Annotated in this window: 18 protein-coding genes; 7 read left to right on the top strand and 11 right to left on the bottom strand. The window is 44.5% G+C overall.

The features are described from left to right. Nucleotides 1-8: 8 nt before the first annotated feature. The 4 genes from MHI32_RS05705 to MHI32_RS05690 all read left to right on the top strand — a co-directional run bounded on the left by MHI32_RS05705 (nt 9) and on the right by MHI32_RS05690 (nt 2,996). Nucleotides 9-656, top strand: a complete 648-nt coding sequence (locus MHI32_RS05705; RefSeq protein ID WP_339189900.1) for a hypothetical protein — start codon at nt 9-11, stop codon at nt 654-656. Between the two features lie 12 nt (nt 657-668). Beyond that, nucleotides 669-980 (top strand): hypothetical protein, encoded by a 312-nt coding sequence (locus MHI32_RS05700; RefSeq protein WP_076129542.1) that lies wholly within the window; start codon nt 669-671, stop codon nt 978-980. 103 nt (nt 981-1,083) lie between these two features. Then, nucleotides 1,084-2,217, top strand: coding sequence for a copper amine oxidase N-terminal domain-containing protein (locus MHI32_RS05695; protein ID WP_339189898.1), 1,134 nt, complete (start codon nt 1,084-1,086; stop codon nt 2,215-2,217). Then, complete coding sequence (locus tag MHI32_RS05690; RefSeq protein WP_339189897.1) at nt 2,214-2,996, top strand: TatD family hydrolase; 783 nt, start codon at nt 2,214-2,216, stop codon at nt 2,994-2,996. Before MHI32_RS05695 ends, MHI32_RS05690 begins: the two co-directional genes overlap by 4 nt. Nucleotides 2,997-3,787: 791 nt before the next feature. Here the strand turns inward: MHI32_RS05690 and MHI32_RS05685 are convergent. The 4 genes from MHI32_RS05685 to MHI32_RS05670 all read right to left on the bottom strand — a co-directional run bounded on the left by MHI32_RS05685 (nt 3,788) and on the right by MHI32_RS05670 (nt 8,380). Further along, nucleotides 3,788-4,354 carry a histidine phosphatase family protein gene (locus tag MHI32_RS05685; protein WP_340012012.1) on the bottom strand — a complete coding sequence of 189 codons (567 nt, stop codon included), beginning with the start codon at nt 4,352-4,354 and terminating at the stop codon, nt 3,788-3,790. A 623-nt stretch (nt 4,355-4,977) separates the two neighbouring features. Further along, nucleotides 4,978-6,279 (bottom strand): MFS transporter, encoded by a 1,302-nt coding sequence (locus tag MHI32_RS05680; protein WP_340012011.1) that lies wholly within the window; start codon nt 6,277-6,279, stop codon nt 4,978-4,980. Nucleotides 6,280-6,375: 96 nt separating this feature from the next. Further along, nucleotides 6,376-7,527, bottom strand: a complete 1,152-nt coding sequence (locus MHI32_RS05675; RefSeq protein ID WP_076220633.1) for a winged helix-turn-helix domain-containing protein — start codon at nt 7,525-7,527, stop codon at nt 6,376-6,378. Between the two features lie 148 nt (nt 7,528-7,675). Then, the gene (locus tag MHI32_RS05670) at nt 7,676-8,380 is read right to left on the bottom strand and encodes a YjgB family protein (RefSeq protein WP_076305344.1); all 705 of its coding nucleotides are present in this window, start codon (nt 8,378-8,380) and stop codon (nt 7,676-7,678) included. 552 nt (nt 8,381-8,932) lie between these two features. Between MHI32_RS05670 and MHI32_RS05665 the strand changes: the two genes are divergently transcribed. The 3 genes from MHI32_RS05665 to MHI32_RS05655 are packed head-to-tail and all read left to right on the top strand — an operon-like array spanning nt 8,933 to nt 12,076. Further along, nucleotides 8,933-9,460, top strand: a complete 528-nt coding sequence (locus tag MHI32_RS05665; RefSeq protein ID WP_254857114.1) for a sigma-70 family RNA polymerase sigma factor — start codon at nt 8,933-8,935, stop codon at nt 9,458-9,460. Further along, nucleotides 9,457-9,795: a hypothetical protein gene (locus MHI32_RS05660; protein WP_076129549.1), complete on the top strand. Its 339-nt coding sequence runs from the start codon at nt 9,457-9,459 to the stop codon at nt 9,793-9,795. Before MHI32_RS05665 ends, MHI32_RS05660 begins: the two co-directional genes overlap by 4 nt. Further along, a complete protein-coding gene (locus MHI32_RS05655) occupies nt 9,785-12,076 on the top strand; it encodes a carboxypeptidase-like regulatory domain-containing protein (protein ID WP_076303370.1) in 2,292 nt (763 codons plus the stop codon). The genes MHI32_RS05660 and MHI32_RS05655 overlap by 11 nt, the downstream gene beginning before the upstream one ends. 77 nt (nt 12,077-12,153) lie before the next feature. On the opposite strand, the gene MHI32_RS05650 is transcribed toward MHI32_RS05655, so the two are convergent. From MHI32_RS05650 to MHI32_RS05620, 7 genes are all read right to left on the bottom strand, one after another. Next, nucleotides 12,154-12,963, bottom strand: a complete 810-nt coding sequence (locus MHI32_RS05650; protein WP_076129551.1) for an SDR family oxidoreductase — start codon at nt 12,961-12,963, stop codon at nt 12,154-12,156. Between the two features lie 46 nt (nt 12,964-13,009). Next, on the bottom strand, nt 13,010-13,444 hold the full coding sequence (locus MHI32_RS05645) for a MarR family transcriptional regulator (RefSeq protein WP_036680418.1): 435 nt from the start codon (nt 13,442-13,444) through the stop codon (nt 13,010-13,012). A 117-nt stretch (nt 13,445-13,561) separates the two neighbouring features. Further along, a complete protein-coding gene (locus MHI32_RS05640; RefSeq protein ID WP_076145486.1) occupies nt 13,562-14,101 on the bottom strand; it encodes an RDD family protein in 540 nt (179 codons plus the stop codon). 35 nt (nt 14,102-14,136) lie between these two features. Further along, nucleotides 14,137-14,664 (bottom strand): hypothetical protein, encoded by a 528-nt coding sequence (locus MHI32_RS05635; RefSeq protein WP_076220822.1) that lies wholly within the window; start codon nt 14,662-14,664, stop codon nt 14,137-14,139. Nucleotides 14,665-14,668: 4 nt separating this feature from the next. After that, the gene (locus MHI32_RS05630) at nt 14,669-14,968 is read right to left on the bottom strand and encodes a hypothetical protein (protein WP_081386495.1); all 300 of its coding nucleotides are present in this window, start codon (nt 14,966-14,968) and stop codon (nt 14,669-14,671) included. 147 nt (nt 14,969-15,115) lie between these two features. Next, nucleotides 15,116-16,966, bottom strand: a complete 1,851-nt coding sequence (locus tag MHI32_RS05625) for an ABC-F family ATP-binding cassette domain-containing protein (RefSeq protein ID WP_076303446.1) — start codon at nt 16,964-16,966, stop codon at nt 15,116-15,118. 378 nt (nt 16,967-17,344) lie between these two features. Next, nucleotides 17,345-18,256 carry a L,D-transpeptidase family protein gene (locus tag MHI32_RS05620; RefSeq protein WP_076129557.1) on the bottom strand — a complete coding sequence of 304 codons (912 nt, stop codon included), beginning with the start codon at nt 18,254-18,256 and terminating at the stop codon, nt 17,345-17,347. Nucleotides 18,257-19,133 lie beyond the last annotated feature (877 nt).

The following is a 19,133-nucleotide window of genomic DNA, read 5'->3' as shown; positions in this document are numbered from 1 at the left end:
TACTGTAAATGTCCAATAATAACAATACTTATGAACGTACTGACATGATCGATCCACCCTTGAAGGTAAGAGGTTCGCAGTTTGTTCGAGAGAATATTAATGCGGTCACGGTTGATGTGTTTGGCCACTTAAGTACCAAAGGGAGCGTCTCGACTTCTAAACTCAAAGTATCTGGTGACTGTACAATTGGGGGCAATTGTAAGGCCAATCAGGTAAACAATCTAGGGAGTCTGCGCGTTCAAAATATCCAAGCAGATAATCTCCGCTCTTCTGGATACATGTCCGTAGCAGAAAATGCTGCAGCGGGGACTTTTTATGCTGAAGGTGCTGTGAAGATAAACAGACTAACTGCAGATTCATCGATTGAGATCCGTTTAGGCAATAGAAGCACTGTCGAGGTTATGACAGCTGACGGTAACATTATCGTTAAACCCTCTTCCAAGTTGATTAATGCGCTGATGCACCCTTTTCGAAAACTTACCTGCACAACAATTGAAGGAACTAACATAACGTTATACCGGACGACAGCTGACCTTGTGTGCGGTGAAGAAATCATCGTCGGACCGGGTTGTACCATTGGGGAAATCCGCTATAGCAAAAGTCTGACGGTGGATCTTAAGTCGCAAGTTGACCGAACTGTATTTTTAAACCCATAAAGGAGAGTTTACATGGAAAAAAGCACTCATTTGTCAGGAGCCACTGTGCTCAAAAACATCGCCAAAGGAGCCATCATCTTATTCTGTGTACCAATCCTTAGTGTCTGGGCCGTGGGGAGTGTTGTCTGTGCAATCATTGCACCTATCGGTGGTGTACTAGGTATTGTTGGCATCCAAGGAATAGGACTAAATGCCTTTCCAGATTATGATTTACCGAACATTCTCAGCCTTCCAATCGGTCTCTGCCTCTCCTTACTTTTGTTCATTTCTTTCTATTACACTCGTCGTTTATTGCGTGGATGCCTGCATTTTATTAAAAACTAGCGAACTGTAACAAGCTTGTATTCTCTTTGTTAATAGAAAGTGACCTACAACGCGCTGTTTTATTCTATACTTAAGGGGACTGGACTTTATCCTGGAGGTAATTATGAATAAAATCATCGCTATCGGAGCTATCACGCTCTTTTTGGCCGGATGCGGAGCATCGGCAACCATAGATATGGATACAACAATGGCTATTAACCAAACACAAGCTACTTCAGCACCACTGAAACTAATCGTCGACGGTGAAGCCGTTCTTCCTACCCTCTCCCCTTTTTTCCTAGATGATAAGGTCTATGTACCTGCAAAAGTATTAATGGAATACTACACCTCAGAACAAAAATGGGATAATAACTTAAAGACCTTAACCATCTCTGACGGAAGCAGCAGTTATGTTCTGACGCCGGACAATGAGTATATGCAAGCTGACGGTTATCAAACCTCACTTGAAGGACCAGCTATTCTACGAAACGGTATTTTATATATTCCAGCCGATTCCTTAAACTCTCTGTCTGGTGCCACTGCGCAGCTGAATGCAGCTGAAACTGAAGTATTAATAACATCAGGGGATGTTAGTACTACCGTCAGAACACCCAGCGAACCTCTTGCTATTGCTACAGAAAATGACCAAGTGAAGCTGTATGCTGCCCTTAAAGATGGCGGTACCTATGAGGGATTTGTTGTAGAGGTGAACGGTAACAAGCATACATTTGATTGGGAAGCACCCAGATTGCTGAGTTACCCTCCTGAGATTCATTATGCCGACGTCGATCAGGATGGGCAGGAAGAAATCGTTGTCATTCTGTGGCTTGGAACAGGTACGGGCATGTCCATGCAAGAGCTTCACGTGATTAAGCCTAACCAGTGGGAAGAAGTCACTGTCCCTTCTGCAGATAAAGCTGCCTCCGCATTGGTTACGTCAAAAATTTCTAATGAAAAAGGGGACGCCCTGATTCAAATTCAAGTTAAAGGCTCAACTCCATCCATGGTGACTTTGCGATATCCAGATCGTGCTGAGGATGGCAATCTAGGCGAAGAAGCCGGCATTGGTGCTGTTACTCACTACATAGTGGAAGAGGGCAAGCTAAAGGCGGAAACAAATGTTTATATTGGATTTCTGGAGAGTATTGGCACACTAACTTTTGCCTACAAACCGGGAAAAGATGGAATGGAACCCGACTCTATTCGCTTTGAGGTTCATGAGGAGTTAGCTTCTTACGTGGAGGGTGAACAGTTATGATTGATGCCCATATACATTTAGAGCAATATGAACCAGAAGTTGCCGAACAGATACTGAGTGAACTGCCTGACATGGGAATTAAAGCCCTTATCGCTGTCTCTATGAACTTGGACTCTTGTATACGCACCCAAAGACTTGCAGCCATAAATCCCGGCGTGGTCCGTCCAGCTTATGGCTTTCATCCAGAGCAACCCTTGCCGCAGGATGCTGAGCTGGCTGCTCTACTAAAATGGATCGAGAATCAATCTAGTGAGGATTATATTGCTGTGGGGGAAATCGGGCTACCTTACTATTCGCGTGCTGAAGCCTTAGAACGTGGCGAAACCTTTGATATGGAGCCCTATATTGAGCTGCTGAATCAGTTGCTTGGGTTAGCTTCCCGTCTCTATAAACCTGTGGTGCTGCATGCTGTCTATGAAGATGCGCTTATTGCTTGTGATCTCTTGGAGAAACATAACATACAGCATGCCCACTTCCACTGGTTCAAAGGTCCGGAAGAAGCCATTGCCCGCATGATTAAGAACGGCTACTATATCTCTTTCACCCCGGATATCCTGTATGAGCCGGAGATACAGGCGCTTGCCCGCCGTTATCCCCCAGAGCTAGTCATGGCTGAAACCGATGGTCCTTGGCCGTTCGAAGGACCTTTTGCAGGGAAAATCACCCATCCGTCTATGATTCGGGAAGTCGCCGCTGCTTGGGGAGCGCTCCATGGTTACACTCCCGGTGAAGCGGAAGAGTTATTGACTGCGAATACTAAGCGATTTTATAGCTTGTAGATGCTCTATAGCTTGTAGATAGATCTATAGCTTTGTAGATAGGTCTATAGCTTGTAGATAGTTCTATTCTAGGAGTAGAGGAAAGTCAGGGCCTTAGCTAGCCTAGCCTAACGCCAGACCAACATTATGAATAAACACAGCTTGGCTTGTGAATCCGTATTTTTCATAGTGGAAGTACTGGTCACAAGCCGACCTTACTTAATCCAGATCCCCTTACCAATTTTCGTTTGATTCGGTAATATTTTCGCGTACATATTTTTGCGTATGTATTTACGTGTACGTAGTTACGCGTATGTAGTTACGTGTACGTAGTTACGCGTATGTAGTTACGTGTACTTATACATGCACGTATTTACACAAGCGTATTTACACGTACTTATACCTGTACGCATTTACACAAACGTATTTACACGTACTTATACCTGTACGCATTTACACAAACGTATTTACACGTACTTATACCTGTACGCATTTATGCGTGCTTATTTACCTGTACATAGTTACGTGTACGTAGTTTACGCGAACTTATTTATCTGTACGTATTTACGCGTGTGAAGCCGCTATCGGACACCGCTGACCTTATATGCAGCAATTCCCCACTTTTGGGATGAGAACGGACCCCAGAGTCGCTATTGGTATAAAAAATACCCAATAAGGTGTTCTTTTTAAGGTATAACGACGCTGGAGTCTGAAACCTTGCTCCAAAGGCTAACAATCTGCGAATAATGTCATCTGAGTCCGTAAGTCTCAGGTTGATGATACTCGAGGTGCCTGTAGGCAGCCCCCAATAATCATAACCGCTCCACACCCACTAACGTTCCGCCTGTGAACTCCATTTTATAAATATCCGGCTTTGTGGTTTGAAGTAAAAAATTCAGATCATATTTGGCATCAAAATAGTTCATCATAAGCGTCATGACTGCCCCGTGAGTTCCAATAGCAACCTTTTGACCGCTGTGATTACTCAGAATTTCTGCCAGTACACTAACTGAACGCTTCTGACACGCATGAATGGATTCCCCACCAACTGGGACAAAATCCGGCTCTTCAAACATTTTTGCCAGTAATGGATACAGTTCCTGATCAGTCATAATCGTACTTCCGTCCGAGAAATGGATCTCCCGCAGGTCTTCAACACTTTGAATCTCTGCTCCTAACTCCTGCGCCAATCCAGAAATCGTATGTATAGCCCGAAGGTATGGACTTGAATAGAAGACTTGAATTCCTTCCAGACGTAATTTTTCCGTTATCTTGCGGGCATCTGCCTCCCCCTTCGCGGTTAGTCCGCGAGTCCTTTCAGTTCCTCCGGGCAGTTTGGGCGACTCACCGTGCCTCACCATATAAATAAAAGTAGCCATCCTTTCCCTCCTTTACCTCTACAAATTCTAATGTTCTAACCAATCTCCTCTACACACTAAAAAAGCCCTTACGGACGAGAAACTGTCCTATCGGGCTAGGTAATATTGTAACTTATAACGTTTCGTGCAGCAGTTGCTTTAGATCACAAAGTAATAACTTATTGAGAGGTCACTTATTAAGGAGATACTTATTGAGAAGTCACTTATTGCGATATCACTTATTGAGAAATCGCTCACTGAGAAGTCACATATTAAGGCGACTATGACTAAGGAGACTATTAATTGCACTATATACAACTATTAAGCGGTAAAAGAGGCCTCCTGAGCAAATAAGTGTACTCCGTGCAACTAAAAATCATCTTTCCTAGACTAAAAGGGAGAAAATCAAATAATAACTGCACAAAGTACAACTAAATCCCAGTTCGATCGCTGAAAGGGAATTTAACTGCACATTCTGCAACTAAATGCTAGAAAGTCACGCAAGATTGTCTCTGCCACTCAAACTTTCTAGTCCGCTAGGGATCGGCTAGAGAGTCACCCAAGGTTCTCTCTCCCACTCAAACTTTCTAGTCCCGCAAGCGATCGGCTAGGAAGTCACGCTAGCTAGACTAGCGGGCTACCTCCTAGCTACCCTCCATCACCTCAACCGTCCTAGCCTGCTCCGCAGAGCTATCGCTCTTCTCTTTCTGCGTAGGCCACAGCACGCGCCCGAATGCGATGCCCAGCACACCAATCAGAGCGATTACGATGCCAAAATTCAAAAAGATACGGCTAGGCCCAGCAACCTGCACCATCACTCCGCCAAGGAGTGGCGCGCCGATCATAACACCGCTAAGAATGGTACTCTGAATACCGAACACACGCCCTGTCATGTGCGGGGGTGTTTCTTTTTGCAGACAATAATTGAAGGTGATCATAAACATTCCATTCCCGAGACCCAATAAAAATCCTAGCAGCAATACAGTAAGGATGGAGACTCCCGGCTGAAGCAGGCCCAGCCCTCCGACCGATATACCAATAAGCGCGTAACCCGTACCCAGCTTCCAGCCGTAGCCTGTTCCCCTGTTCAATTTGTTCAGGACCATGATCATGAATACAGCCCCCACGCCTGTTGCCGCAACAAGCCAGCCCAGCATAGATTCCTCAGAAGGTGCAATAATTCTGAATAGACTAGTGAACTGGAAATCGATCATCTGAATGGCCAACGCACCAACTAAACCAAACAGCATGCTGTTTAGAAGCAGTCTGCTGCGCAGCATAAAGCTCCAGCCTTCCTTCCACATCGTGCGGAGAGCAACACGCTCCTCTTGATCACCTTTACCTTCTGAGCTGACTTGTCCTGCCTCACTGTTTTTAACGGTAAGTAAGAGCAAATAAGAGCAGCCTCTGAGACAAGCATTGATCAATATACACCACTGAGGCGTAAGAACAGACAACGCGAAACCGCCCAGTAAAGGTCCTGTGATTTTTGAGCCTTGATTTACAAGCCCATTAAGCGAGGTAGCTTGGAGCAGTTGGTCTTCTCTAACCATACTACGGGTCATCGACTGCTGAGCAGGCACGTTTAACGTAGAAATGGCAGCACGCAACATCAGTAATGGGAGCAACCACACCATACTGGGTGCAAATAATACGAATACGGTTAACAGTGCCGTAAGCAGATCACACATCCGCATCAGCTTCAGCTTGTTCAGTCGGTCAGCCACTACCCCTGCGAACGAACCCAGCAAAATCCCCGGCAAAGCTATGGAGACCGGAATCAAAGCCAGCATTAGCGGGCTGGCCTGCCAGCGGTACCCTACGAGTACCTGAATCGCCAAGGCATCGAACCAATCCCCAAAGGTCGCTGTCGCAAATGCGCTGTACACACGCATATACACCTTGTTCTTAAGCAGGCTCGTGCCTGCTTGTGTTGAAGCATTCATTAAACATTCCTCCAAATTACAATTAAGAACTTATTAGCATGACCTTAATGTAATGGAGAATTGTCAGAGAATTATCAGGGGGCGGTCAGGGGGCGGTCAGGGGGCGGTCACAAGGTTCGTAAGCACGGTATCCAAGGATTGTTCTAACCGATGGAACCCCCGCTCTTCCTTCTCTCGTTCAAATAAATTCACATATTTGCGATACAAAGCTGGCTTGGGTGGAAATTGGTTACAATAGTGAACAATTCGGTATAATGCATATATCCGCATCGGCACGAACCCTGACATCTCAAGCACCTGAAGTGCCTCATCCAACAGTTGCTCGGCTTCACGCCAAGACTGGCGCCGCAGAAACCACAAGCCCCTTGCAACTTTATAACTGCCGATCTCACGCAAATAAGGTTTCTCCAGCAAAAGCGCTTCAATGTCTGTTGCCATCCGTTCTATTACGTGATCTTCTGTTCCCATCCACAAGTGTGCAAGCATTTCTGAGGTCGCCGTAATAGGAATGAAACTCTCATACCCCGGCTCTTTAATCACTTCATATGTTAGCTTTAGTCGTTCCAATGCTTTTTCCGGTTGCCCAGCCAGTATGTACAAATCCAGAATATTTAGAATCTCCACTTCGCGATGCTGAGGCGGCAAAAGAATTTTTTTCTCAAGGACCAACTCGCAGAACTCTAATTTTTTCTTAGGATCACCCAATAGAACATAACAGATTAATAAGGAATAAAACCGTTCCTCTATCCCCACCTCGGTTGTGTTCAGCAGCCAATCCAAATCTCCCTGTACAAAATGAATATAGATCGAATAAAACGGATCCATCGCATACCCCAAAACATCCTGTTGGCGTGCGAGGATTAACATCGAGCGACCTTGGCCATATAGGTGATATTTCTTGAATACTTCCCGCATCGTCTTTTGCATCTCTAAGTCATATGTAGTCGGATTGGCCATAGCAGCTGAGGGCTCCTGCATAGTCAGACTATAACCAAATCCCCGAACAGTCTTAATATCTAAGTCTTGAAGCTTGCCTAGCTTTTTACGAAGCCGATAAATATGATCATCTACCGTTCGCTCTACCGGATATTCAAGCGGCCATACTTTATCCAATAGTTGTTCTCGACTGAATGTACGCCCTCTATTTTTGTACAAGAACTGAAAAAGCGTAAATTCTTTTGGGAATAATTCTATCGTTATCCCTTCTGCGGTCACTTTATATTCACTTTCATTTAATTCCAGCTGCATGACAGAACCTCACTTTCCCCGAACCCGCTCATTGGTTTCATTATAACAGTCCGTCCAAGGCCTACTCCACCTCAAAAAAGAACATACAAAAAGAGCAACCCACAGATTCCTCTGCATGATTGCTCTCTCCTCTTCTAACCCATGCCACTTACCCAGCCATATTGTTAAAAGAATCCTGTTCACTAAATACGGATATGTGATCTACTGTACCGGTCGAGCTTGGAATAATAAATTTCAGCTGGTATTGGTCATTGGCTTGATAGGTGTAAATCTTATCCTCTCCGTTCACTTTGGTATCGTCAGGCTTACCGAGTGTTGCCTCAATTTGCTTCAGCGTCAGCTTTTGCAGCGCGGAATCACTTGAACGAACATCGAAGATTAAACTTCCTTTATTAAATCCAAACACGACATGTCTGTCAGTGTAGGTAGCATAAATACCTTTTCCCGCTGACTCTTGTTGATCAGGTTTGCCCCAATCCGCTTCGACCTCATCAATGAGTCCGGTATGAGCGGCATATTTTACACCAGGCACCTTCCCTTTTTTGGCAAGCTCGAATAACTCTTTAAGCTGTTTGTCGCTATTTTGTGAATTTGAGCTGGTTGAATCTTTATCAGTCTCCGTAGGGGAGGAAGTCGCTGCTGGTGCAGTTTCTGGTGCAGTTTCTGGTGCAGTTGCTGCTGGGGTGCTTGCTGGACTAACTTCCGGCTCAGAGGTTGCTGTTACAGCCGTTTCTGTTGGCGCCGTTGCCTGGGATTCTGAATTCCCCGCCTCATTATTCGAACTGCATCCAGCAAGCCCAATCATTCCTGTGAGCAGGATAGAGCCTGCTATTAATTTTATCTGTACTGACATGATGTCATCTCCTTAGTGGATTACCTTAAAGTCGACTTGCAAAAAATGAAACTGAACATACAGACGAGGTGAAAATCAAATAGTTGCAGGATAGCGGCAATTTTTCTGGCCAACCCTCTTTTACCCATATCTACAAATATAAATTCATACACACTCTATTTTTCTACATAAAACCCTTTTTTCCGACACCTAACTCAAGTAAGTTTCTCTTTTAAAATCTCCACATAACTCCATTTAACTATAAACTCGTGAACTCATAAGCTCATAAACTCATGAACCATATGACCTTAGACGTCATTCCCTGCCTCGAAGGTTTCATTGCAGAACGTACAATAGAAAGGAGATCATCCTGCTTAAAAAGCAATCCATTGCATTCTGTGCAATAGATTCCAACAGTAAACCCATATCCGGCGTTCCTGCGTCCTTCTGAGTACACGAACTGTAATGCGACATTTGTTGAAGAATTTTCCATTCAAACGCAACCTTAATCCTCCAAGCCGCATCTTATTAGTAAAGGGAGGGGAGCTGCATCTGAATATTATAGAGAGAATTGTGGCAAAAGATGAGTCAGCTCTCCGCCTGTTAATGGACGAATATGGAGATATGCTGCTGCGAACCGCTTCTTTACTGCTTAAAGATAGACAAAGTGCCGAAGAAGCGGTACAAGATACTTTTATTCAAGCTTATACCAAAATGAGTCAGTTACAGGAGCCGGACCGGCTGAAGGCATGGCTGATACGGATAGTGGTCAATCGCTGCCGCATGAGGCAACGGACTTGGAGCTGGCGTAATATTTTCCCGGCGGGAGGGTCAGAGCTGCAAACCAACGGGGATGCTGACTTCACAGCCGGAGCAGAAGAGCTTTTTATGGTGGAATGGCATAATGTCAGGCTCACCGAGTCCCTGAAAAATCTCGATTATCTATACCGGGAATGTCTAACTTTATATTACTTTCATGAGATGAGCATCCGGGAAATTTCCGAGCAATTAAATACATCTGAAAATACGATCAAATCCAGACTCGCCAGAGGCCGGACGCTCTTAAAAAAGATTTTGGTGAAGGAGGGACATTTCTTATGAATACAGAACGCGATGTGGTCAAAAAGCAGCTTGATGAAGAATTAAAAAACCTCCAGTTCACTGGACACGACCGGGTCATTAAGCAGACTCACCCTCCAACCTTTGGAGCCCGTTTATTGGCGCTGTGGAATAAGGAAATTGAGATCCCTGTCAAACCTATAGGTGCGATCGGTGCCATTATTCTAATCGTTTCGCTGACCCTGCATCAGCCAGAGATTAAACAACAGCCACAACAAAACACCCCGCAGCGTGCGAACCGAGAACTAATCGAAGCTGGAGGAAATACGTATTGGAAGGATATCTACGAGCAGGCGGTGAAAAAACATGAGAATTAAGATAAAAATCAAACATCTGGTGTTATTCGTGTTGCTCCCTGCCTCCCTGCTTATTCTTCTGTTTAACTTCTTACCTTCACAGGCGCAGATAGATCAGAGCACAGCTATTCAATCTAACATAGCTAGGACTGATCTTCTGCAAAAGCTGGCTTCCACAACCGGGAGTAAACGTATGGAGCTAATCCGCACAAACATCCTTGATAAGGATCACAGCTATGATCCCTACAGATATGACGTTAATGTCAGTCCTTCGATGAGCCAGTGGAGTAATGATGAAACCCAGCGTTCCGGTTTATTACCGGAGGACATAGTACCTTTACTTGAGGAATATATCCTTGAGGGGCCTTCGGATAATACACGTATATTTGCGGCTAAGCAGTTAGCTTATGAATATGATGCTCTTGGCCGAAAGGAAGATGGAGATCAAGCGCTAATCACCGCAGCGAAACCGTTAAACAGCAGCTCCTCTGTAGCTAAACAGCTGGAGCTCCTTCGAGCGGAGCGGGCCCTAAATAGTGGCGATATAACAACCGCTGAAACAATTCTTGAACAAACCCCCTTTCCATCCGAGTCTCAGGAAGAGCTAAACGCACAAAAGGCATGGCTTACCGGGCGTTTACTCTTTACAAAAGGCGAAGCGCAGGAAGCACTTACCGTAGTAAACGATGGCTTGGAGAGCTACAAAAAATTCTGGCAGGATATTCATAAACAAATGAACGCTGCCACCAGCAGTTCGAACGAAGGCTCCAGAGACAATACAGGATCAGCAGCAGCACCAGAAGCTGGGACTTCGGATACTGAAAGACAGCTGGAATCGCTTCGAACCGCAATTCAGTCTGCTATAGATATGGGAAATACTTCAACTGCTGTCGTCTCCGGTACCCTTACAAGAAGCGATGGCACCCCAGTTCCGCGGGCTGGTATTTTTCTCCGCGCTGAAAGCGAAGTTAACCATAGCATCACTTCTGCTGAACCCTACCGAATCGTCACAGATACTGAAGGACGTTTCGAATTTCACGGTGTGATTCCGGGCTTTTATCAGTTACAGCTTGGACTTGGCTATGATCAGATCGACGGCTGGACTTGGCCTGTACAATATGACGATTGGATTGAAGTTAAACCAGATGACGGGTTGAATGAGAGCATAGTTCTACAACCTCTGCTTGAGCTGCAGTCTCCCATTAATCAGGAAACCCTAACAGGCAAGACCATAGATTTCCGCTGGAAATCTGTTGAAGGAGCAGCTTACTATCGTTTAAGCGGTGGCGGGGAGGGGGCCGTGTTGGGCGTACAAATTCGGGATCGTATTGTAGATAACCATATCTCCATTCCTGTAGAAGAACTTTACGATGGCGGCGGTTTTTCCTATGGCAGCAGTGGAGATGGCTGGGAATCTATTGATCCCCTCTCCCTTCTCGGATTTATGAATCCCGAAGTGCGCTTTTCTTGGAATATTGAAGCCTTAGATGCAGATGGACACTTGATTACCCGCAGTAATGGCTACAGATTGAACGAAGACACCGTCGGCAATCTGCCGTTCTTTTATCTCAAGGAAAGAGAGCTTACTACGGCTGACCAACTCTTACTGGATAAGAAAACGGATCAGGCACTAGAAATGTACCAAAAAAATATTGCCGATGACCCACAGGATGTTCATGCCCTGCACATGCTAGTAAAGTTGATGCTGGCAAAATCATCTCTCACAAAGGATACAACATTAGAAGATAAGGCGATTCCTTTACTCGAAAAGCTAATACAACTACAGCCTTCTACTAATTACGCCTTCACATTATCGCAGTACTATTTTGACCATGCGGACTGGAAGTCGTATAACGAATATTATTCCTACTACAACGAACTAAACCGACCCAATACTAACGGTTATGTACTTTCTATTAACGCCACAGCCCTCATGCAACAAGGGAAGCTGGAAGAAGCTCGTAAACAATTCGCGATCGCCCTAAAGTATGATGATAGCCATCGTTTTATTGGCAGCTTTTTGGCGGCAGAATTATACGCTGGTGAATCACTCTCTTCGGTAATGACACTTGCTGAGCGTTATCCTGAACACAGCTTTGGTCATAGTGGATACCGTTGGCCACAAATGATTAAACAACTGTTAGCGGAACGAAAAAATCAACCTAAAGTCTTTGACCAAGAGTTAAAAGAGAAGCTTGGATGGTATGTGAATGGTCAAACTGATGAGTTAAAGCAATGGATCGCAAATGCCAAACCCTCCGCTTTGAAGACCTTTATGCAGGCAGTTTTAGAGGTAAGCTAATTCATTAAAATAAACAAAAATCCGGTCCCGCTCGACAAATTCGAGCATGGACCGGATTTTTAATTACACATAATCTTTTATTTAGATTTAGCTTCCATCATGTAATTCTGGAAATCCGTGATACTTGGGTTAGACATATAGTGGCCACCCTCTACTTCAATCGTTTGGCCTGTGATGAATTTGGATTCATCCGATGCCAGGAACAAAACCGTATTGCCGATATCATCAGCTTCACCGTGATAAGGAAGCGCGTTGAATTTTTGGAAAATATCCAATACCGCTGGCGGCATATTTCTTGCAGCGGCAGGTGTTAGGATCAGCCCTGGTGCCACCCCGTTACAACGGATTTTGTCTTTACCATATTGTGTAGCGATGTAACGAGTAAGGTTCACAACAGCTGCCTTAGAGGAGCCATAAGCAGTACGCAATGAATCCCCTGCGAATGCTGACATCGAAGCTGTGTTAATGATCGAGCCTCCGCCCGCTTTAATCATATGAGGAATAGCAAACCGGCTGCCTAACAGAACACTTTTGGTATTTACGTTCATCAGGCGATCCCACTCTTCCAAATCTATATTGACCACATCAAGGTCTTTTTGCAGATTAGTTAGACCTACATTATTAAACAATATTGTGATGGTGCCATACTGAGCAACTGTGAAGTCAACAGCTTCCTTGATCGAATCCGCTTGGGAGGCATCTAAGAAAAGACCTTCAGCTTCTCCGCCTTCATTTTTAATCTTAGATGCTGCTTCTTTGGCTGCTTCCACATTAAAATCGGCAATAACAACCTTTGCTCCTTCTCTAGCTAATAGAGTGGCAGCTGATAAGCCAATACCTGAAGCGCCTCCAGTTACTAATGCAACTTTACCTTGAACTCTTCCCATGTTCATACCCCTTTATAATGTTATTGTGCTTCTAAGATGACTTGGTTTATGTTTCAGAGCTATCAAAGCTCGTTAACAACTTCTCATAGATTTTCAAGAATTGCTGCAGTTCCTCCTCATTGAGCTTTTGGAACATTTCAGCTCTTAGCTCCTGTCCCTTAAGCTGTGCTTCCTTCAAAACGTCTTTTCCTTTGTCCGTGATAGATAGAAGTACATTCCGTCGATCATCTTCGTTATATTTTCGCTCGGCCATCCCCTGCTTAATCAGGCGATTAGCAATGTTAGTCATTGCTCCCGGCGTATATCCTAGTCTCTTAGCCAAAATAGTCTGCTTCAAGGGGCCTTTTTTATTCAATTCGCCCAAGACTAGAACTGGAGATATCCCAATATTGTGATCAAATGCGTTCATCCATCGGACAATAACTTCATTCGTAAATAATTCAACTGCATGTATTAGCTTAAAAATATCTGGATTTTCCAAGAGGTTCTCCTTTGGCATTCATGATGATCGGCTGCTTATAGAAGTATTTTAACACTAAAATATTTAATAGTAAAATATCTAATATTAAAAAAAAGAATGCTTGGTGAAAAGCATTCTTCAAATTGCGGATTTCTCAACAACATAAGTGCCAGCCAGCAAATCGTGAATCGCACGTTTACGGCGATGTAATCCAACCAACAAGTAATCCACCAGCATGATTGGACCCAGGATTTGAGTGAGGTCAAAAGCCAAATCCGACCATAAGGATAATTTGGCGGAAATAACGGTAAAGTCATAGCTGCTGACCGCAATTACCATTGAAAGAATCATACTAATCATTCGGAAAACATTTCGAATCAGAGCTTCCTTCACTGTAGGGTAATTCCCTTGCTCATTGACAATTTTTATTTTTAAAATCAGCTTCCCTGGAGTTCCGCCAAATCTAACGATCATAAAGATATCAAATGCGATAAACAAAATGTACTCCAGGATAATAGGTATCTCCGAGTGTAATGAAACAGCTAATGAATTGAGTATCAAGTATACGATAACCCCAGGTATTCCAATGACCAGGAAATCAAGAATGGAAGCCAGCACTCTTTTCCAAAAACCTATAAAATTCTCCTGATCCAAATGCTCGGGTAGAATGTTATCCATGCAAGCACTCCTCTCTCTATCATTTACTTTGTCGCTCAATCCCTATTTAACAATCCCTTCCTCAGATGCTCTTGGATAATGGACTCCAGCTCTTTGTTATTTTTCACAATTACCCGTTTATCAGACAGAGTATCCGTTAACTCTATAATCCTATGTGCGGCCTCATGATCATATCCACGGTTCCATTCAAAAATCATCACATAGAGATTCTTAAATGACTGCTTGTAATTTGCTTGCTCTAAACCCAGTCTTGTTTTTATAAACCTTGTAAACACTCTCAAATCCCTGATCACTTTATTAGGATTCAAAATAACGATTAAGTCAGCAGCTTTAAAACTCTCTTGTCCCCATTTGTAATGTGCGCCTTCCAGAATCCATGAGGGTTTATCAAGGATTTCCTCCAACTGAGCATCCCTTGCTTCAACTGAAAAGCGCAAATTCTCGGCACTTCTGTCCCATACCAAGTTGTCAGTCTCGTAATACTCTACATCGTATTTTCTAGATAACTCCCGGGCGATATAGGATTTGCCGCTGCCGCAAGCTCCAATGATTCTAATCTTCATAAGCTCAGCCTAGCCCTATCGGCAGGATTATTAGTCCTATAGAAATTACGGTGATTATTCTTGTGGTGAGGAGCGTTAGCTTTTTATTTTTCTCTGATTTATACCAGCCCTTAAACTGAAAATGATTCCGGTACAGCATAAAAAATACAAATAAATTCCCGAGTCCCATACTCCAGTTATACACGGGCTGACCAAATATCAATTGATAAATCAATCTTTCTGCCCAACCCAAAACTAACAAAGTCAGCACAAGCAATATACACAAGCGAAGTAATTCCAATATAAAAGAGCCCAATTTCAGCAATTCTGCAATCATCCTCTCAAGGTTTCTTTATCGCTAAAAAAATCCACATTCCTCCAAATTATACACCTTACACCTTACGACTCCTACCTAAAAACACAACCTGCCCAAGATAAATTCATCCTGAGCAAGGTTGTGTTTTTTATCAGCTTAGGAGGATAAGGGTTTCCCCTCGCCCCTTAGTTCCTGTATTTGTCGCTGCAAATTAACGATTTCCGCCACTAGCGCTGCATTCTCCGCCTCAGAATCCACACTGCTACTCTGAATCAGCTGATTCAGACGCAGCTGCAGGAGGGCAAGGTTATCCTCCCGAGCCTGTTCTATACCAGTAAGCAGACGGGTTCTGTCTTTTGCGAAGTATTCAGCATACGTTCCTTGAAAAAACTTTGGTGCCTGAGACGGCTCTAAAATCACCAAGCGATTAGCCACTTTAGAGTGAAGATAACGGTCATGCGAGACCATTACTAACCCGCCGGGATACACCATAAGTGCCTCTTCTACTCGTTCCCTAGTGTCAATATCCAGATAATTAGTGGGTTCATCTAAAACCAATAAATTCGCTTTTCCAAAATACAACTTGAGGAAAGCCACACGGCATTTCTCCCCCAGACTCAAATCCCCAATCCGTTTAAATACATCGTCCCGCGTAAATAAAAAGCAACCCAGAATTGTCCGCGCCTCCGTCTGGGTCATTCCCGGCAGTTCAAGCAGGCTATCCAGAATCGTAGAGTTCATTTCTAAGTTATCTAGCTCTTGTGCAAAATAACCGATTGTCGTCCGTGGATGCAGCCGCACTTCACCTTTTGTAGGCTTATTGATCCCTGCAATCAATTTCAGCAGCGTAGACTTTCCAACACCATTAGGACCCAGAATAGACAGTCGGTCTCCCCGGTTTAGCGACAAACTGAAATCCCTAAGAAAAGGCGCACTCCCCTGATAGGCAAACTCTATCTCACGGAGTGTCAGTAAAGAATCTGCCAGAAACTCTTCGCTTACCAGCTTCATCTTCAGCTTGCCAGTCTCATGGGGCAATTCTACACGGTTCTTATTTAACCGTTCCAGCGCAGCTTCCTTGGCATGGAAACGAGACACATTTTTCTTGGATTTCGAACGCAGAAAATCATTTTGTCCGGCAGCACGATGCGCTTGCTGGAACCATTCTGCATACCGCCTAATGCTCTCCAGCAGCTTCTCCTTTTCTTGCTCCTGCTTTTTATATTGTCCCTCCAATGTTCTCAGCTCTATAGTCTTCTGCTCCCGGTACTGTGTATATCCACCCGAATAACGCCGGCATCCCTCCGGACTAAGCTCCAGCACAGACGTCGCAGTTCGATCAATAAATGTACGATCATGTGATACATAAAACACGGTTCCAGGGTAGTTGCACACCCAATGCTCCAACCACTCCATCGATTCTCCATCTATGTGATTGGTCGGTTCATCCAGAATCAATAGCTTGGGCTGCCGGGCTAATAATGCTGCTAATTGCACCCGTGTCTTTTGCCCTCCACTAAGTGAGGCGTATGGCAAATCCCAGACTGCATGTTCAAGCTTGAGCTGCTTTAGACTTTTTTCCGCTTTGACCTCCCAGCCATATCCATCAAGCTGCAAGTAACGATCGTACACCTCTGCATATTCAGCCAATTCAGCTTCGTTATCAGCTTTCTGCTCCTGCAGTCTCTGACTGAGGGCTTCCAGCTGGCGTTTTAATTCAGGCAGCTGTGCTGACCCTGAAAGAACGTAGTCCAATGCGGTTACTTCCCCCGGTACCTCAAGCTGTTGATCGAGCACACCCCATTCTTCAGATGGCAAACCATGATAGATACTTCCCTCTTCAAAAGTAAGCCGACCGATCAGCCCCTTAAGCAGTGTGGTTTTGCCAATCCCGTTTCGTCCGAATAAAAGCACGCGCTCTCCCTCTGCTATCTCAAAGGATACCTCCTTAAATAAAGGGATCCCATTCCATTCCTTACGTAAATTCTTCACTTTAATTATAGTCATCTTTCATTCCTCCGATTTCATTGCAAATAAAAAACCGCAGCCAACGGTCTGCGGTCGAATAGCGTATGAAGGGGGAATGTGCCCAGACATGGATAGACTACGGCCGTGTTCACCTGCTGGATGCAGAGTAAACCAACACAATAGATAGAACTATCCATATAAAAGCATCGTAAGACCCCCGACCGACACACGTATCCCTGACCGTTATCACCCTGCGCGGGTGCTCCGTGACTTGTGCATATGCACTTCACAAACTTTATGGTCTGTTTCAGGAAACGTGTTAGTTATTCATCAGTCGGTGGCCCTCCGTAATTGTCCGTATTTTAGAATAAGTACAGTATATAACAATTTAAATCAGAAATAAAAGGTCAAGAACAATTACAACTTAATCTTTACCACCTGAGTCTGCGCATTCCACTGCACCTGAACAGCAAATAAATCAGGCAGGATACTCAGCGGAATTAGTAATCGGTTATTTTCATTGCGTGACGGTAAAATCGTAATGGATTTCCCATTCACAATAGCCTTATTGGATAATGGCTTATGTGTCACCGTACGATTGCCGATCGTAATTATCAGTGCTCCTGTCCCCGCTTCACTCTGCAAAGTACCACCCAGTAAGGCCACGGATTCTCTCAGCGGAACAAACACACGGGAATTTTCCAATATAAAAGGATCCTTCAGCTTTGTTGTCGTCCCATTGATCTCAAAAGTCCCCGCAAACTTATTACTTCCCACAGAGTACCCGTTTTTAGTTGCAATATTCTCCATAGCCAGTGTGCTCGTTGTAATGATAACTCGAGTATTCTTGGCTACTTTTGGATACAGCCAATGAATATCATCATTATGCATTCGAATACAACCAGCGCTAACATACTTCCCTATCGATGACTCATTATTATTGCCGTGAATCGCATACGTCGTGCCATAGGTCCCGTTCACTTCCAGCCCCAGCCAGCGGTCGCCAAGCGGATTGGCCGGGTCCCCACCGGGAATTTTCTCTTTGTAGTAGGGTCTGTTTTTTACCTTAACCACCATTTTGAAGCTACCTTCTGGCGTCAGTTCCTTCGACTTTCCTGTGGCAACCGGAAAAGTCTTCACCAGCTTGCCGTCACTGAAATACGCGAGTTTGTTTGTTTTTTTGTTCACGATGATCAGATCTGAGCCAGCAGCTTCCACCCTTCCAACTCCTGTAAAGCAAGCAGCGAACAAAAGTCCAAATACAAGCATCAGTTTAATGTTCCGCTGTAAAAAAGTTTGAAACCGGCCTCCCGAAAAGCATAAATTCATCTTGCTCCACCTCCGTTATATAAAGACGAAATCATTTCAAATATGTTGCGTACCAGCCTGTACCTATTCTTTTCAACTCGTCCACTCCCGCTTGACGCAGAGATTGCAATACTGTAACCAGTGAATGCACGACAAAAAGCCGATCTTTAGATACGCAAAGATCAGCATGCGCATAAGCGCATAAGTTGCGGACTCCAGAGCCCCTATTTGCAACTATTGCGCTGTTTTGGGATGTTTTCAGACTCCAGCGCAGTTATTTGCTCAAAACACCTCGAATTCCTTGCTCTTCACGACCAATAACGTCTCTCGGGTCCGAAACTCGCCCCATAAACCCTAAAACACGCGAATAGCTGCATCTGAGTCCGTTAGCACAGTTCTACCTTGTTCTTTCCTACGTCTCATACATTTCCGCCCTATGTTTCATACATTACTGCGTCTGCTCATTTGCCCGTTACCGTTAGCACAGTTACCTACCACATCTCCACCACATCTCCACTATATCTCCACTACAACTCCACCAAATCTCCACTACAACTCCACCACATCTCCACCACGCTCCTGACGCTCCAGCCCTAAACTAACTGCGCTGCACATTTGCCCGTATCCCATTATCCCGAAGCTCAACTCACCAGCCTCCAAACTAACTACGATTTTACCGTCGAAGATCAGCTAGCGCATAAGCGCATAAGTCGCGGACTCCAGAGACCCTATTTGTAATATTTTCGCCGTTTTGGGATGCTATCGGACTCCAGCGCAGTTATTTGCTCAAATACCCTCGAATTCCTTGCTTTTCAGGACCAATAACGTCTCTCGGGTCCGAAACTCGCTCCAAAAACCCTAAAGCACGCGAATAGCTGCATCTGAGTCCGTTAGCACA

The organism is Paenibacillus sp. FSL H7-0690, assembly GCF_037980415.1.
GTDB classification, from domain to species: domain Bacteria; phylum Bacillota; class Bacilli; order Paenibacillales; family Paenibacillaceae; genus Paenibacillus_AQ; species Paenibacillus_AQ odorifer.
This window is presented reverse-complemented; position numbering and strand designations above follow the sequence as displayed.

Bases quoted from the DNA above. Each gene is read 5' to 3' on its own strand.
- MHI32_RS05635 (WP_076220822.1), bottom strand. From the start codon at position 14,664: ATGAAGATTAGAATCATTGGAGCTTGCGGCAGCGGCAAATCCTATATC.
- MHI32_RS05670 (WP_076305344.1), bottom strand. From the start codon at position 8,380: ATGTCAGTACAGATAAAATTAATAGCAGGCTCTATCCTGCTCACAGGA.
- MHI32_RS05660 (WP_076129549.1), top strand. From the start codon at position 9,457: ATGAATACAGAACGCGATGTGGTCAAAAAGCAGCTTGATGAAGAATTA.
- MHI32_RS05700 (WP_076129542.1), top strand. From the start codon at position 669: ATGGAAAAAAGCACTCATTTGTCAGGAGCCACTGTGCTCAAAAACATC.
- MHI32_RS05650 (WP_076129551.1), bottom strand. From the start codon at position 12,963: ATGGGAAGAGTTCAAGGTAAAGTTGCATTAGTAACTGGAGGCGCTTCA.
- MHI32_RS05625 (WP_076303446.1), bottom strand. From the start codon at position 16,966: ATGACTATAATTAAAGTGAAGAATTTACGTAAGGAATGGAATGGGATC.
- MHI32_RS05690 (WP_339189897.1), top strand. From the start codon at position 2,214: ATGATTGATGCCCATATACATTTAGAGCAATATGAACCAGAAGTTGCC.
- MHI32_RS05620 (WP_076129557.1), bottom strand. From the start codon at position 18,256: ATGAATTTATGCTTTTCGGGAGGCCGGTTTCAAACTTTTTTACAGCGG.
- MHI32_RS05655 (WP_076303370.1), top strand. From the start codon at position 9,785: ATGAGAATTAAGATAAAAATCAAACATCTGGTGTTATTCGTGTTGCTC.
- MHI32_RS05695 (WP_339189898.1), top strand. From the start codon at position 1,084: ATGAATAAAATCATCGCTATCGGAGCTATCACGCTCTTTTTGGCCGGA.
- MHI32_RS05675 (WP_076220633.1), bottom strand. From the start codon at position 7,527: ATGCAGCTGGAATTAAATGAAAGTGAATATAAAGTGACCGCAGAAGGG.
- MHI32_RS05640 (WP_076145486.1), bottom strand. From the start codon at position 14,101: ATGGATAACATTCTACCCGAGCATTTGGATCAGGAGAATTTTATAGGT.
- MHI32_RS05680 (WP_340012011.1), bottom strand. From the start codon at position 6,279: ATGAATGCTTCAACACAAGCAGGCACGAGCCTGCTTAAGAACAAGGTG.
- MHI32_RS05685 (WP_340012012.1), bottom strand. From the start codon at position 4,354: ATGGCTACTTTTATTTATATGGTGAGGCACGGTGAGTCGCCCAAACTG.
- MHI32_RS05705 (WP_339189900.1), top strand. From the start codon at position 9: ATGTCCAATAATAACAATACTTATGAACGTACTGACATGATCGATCCA.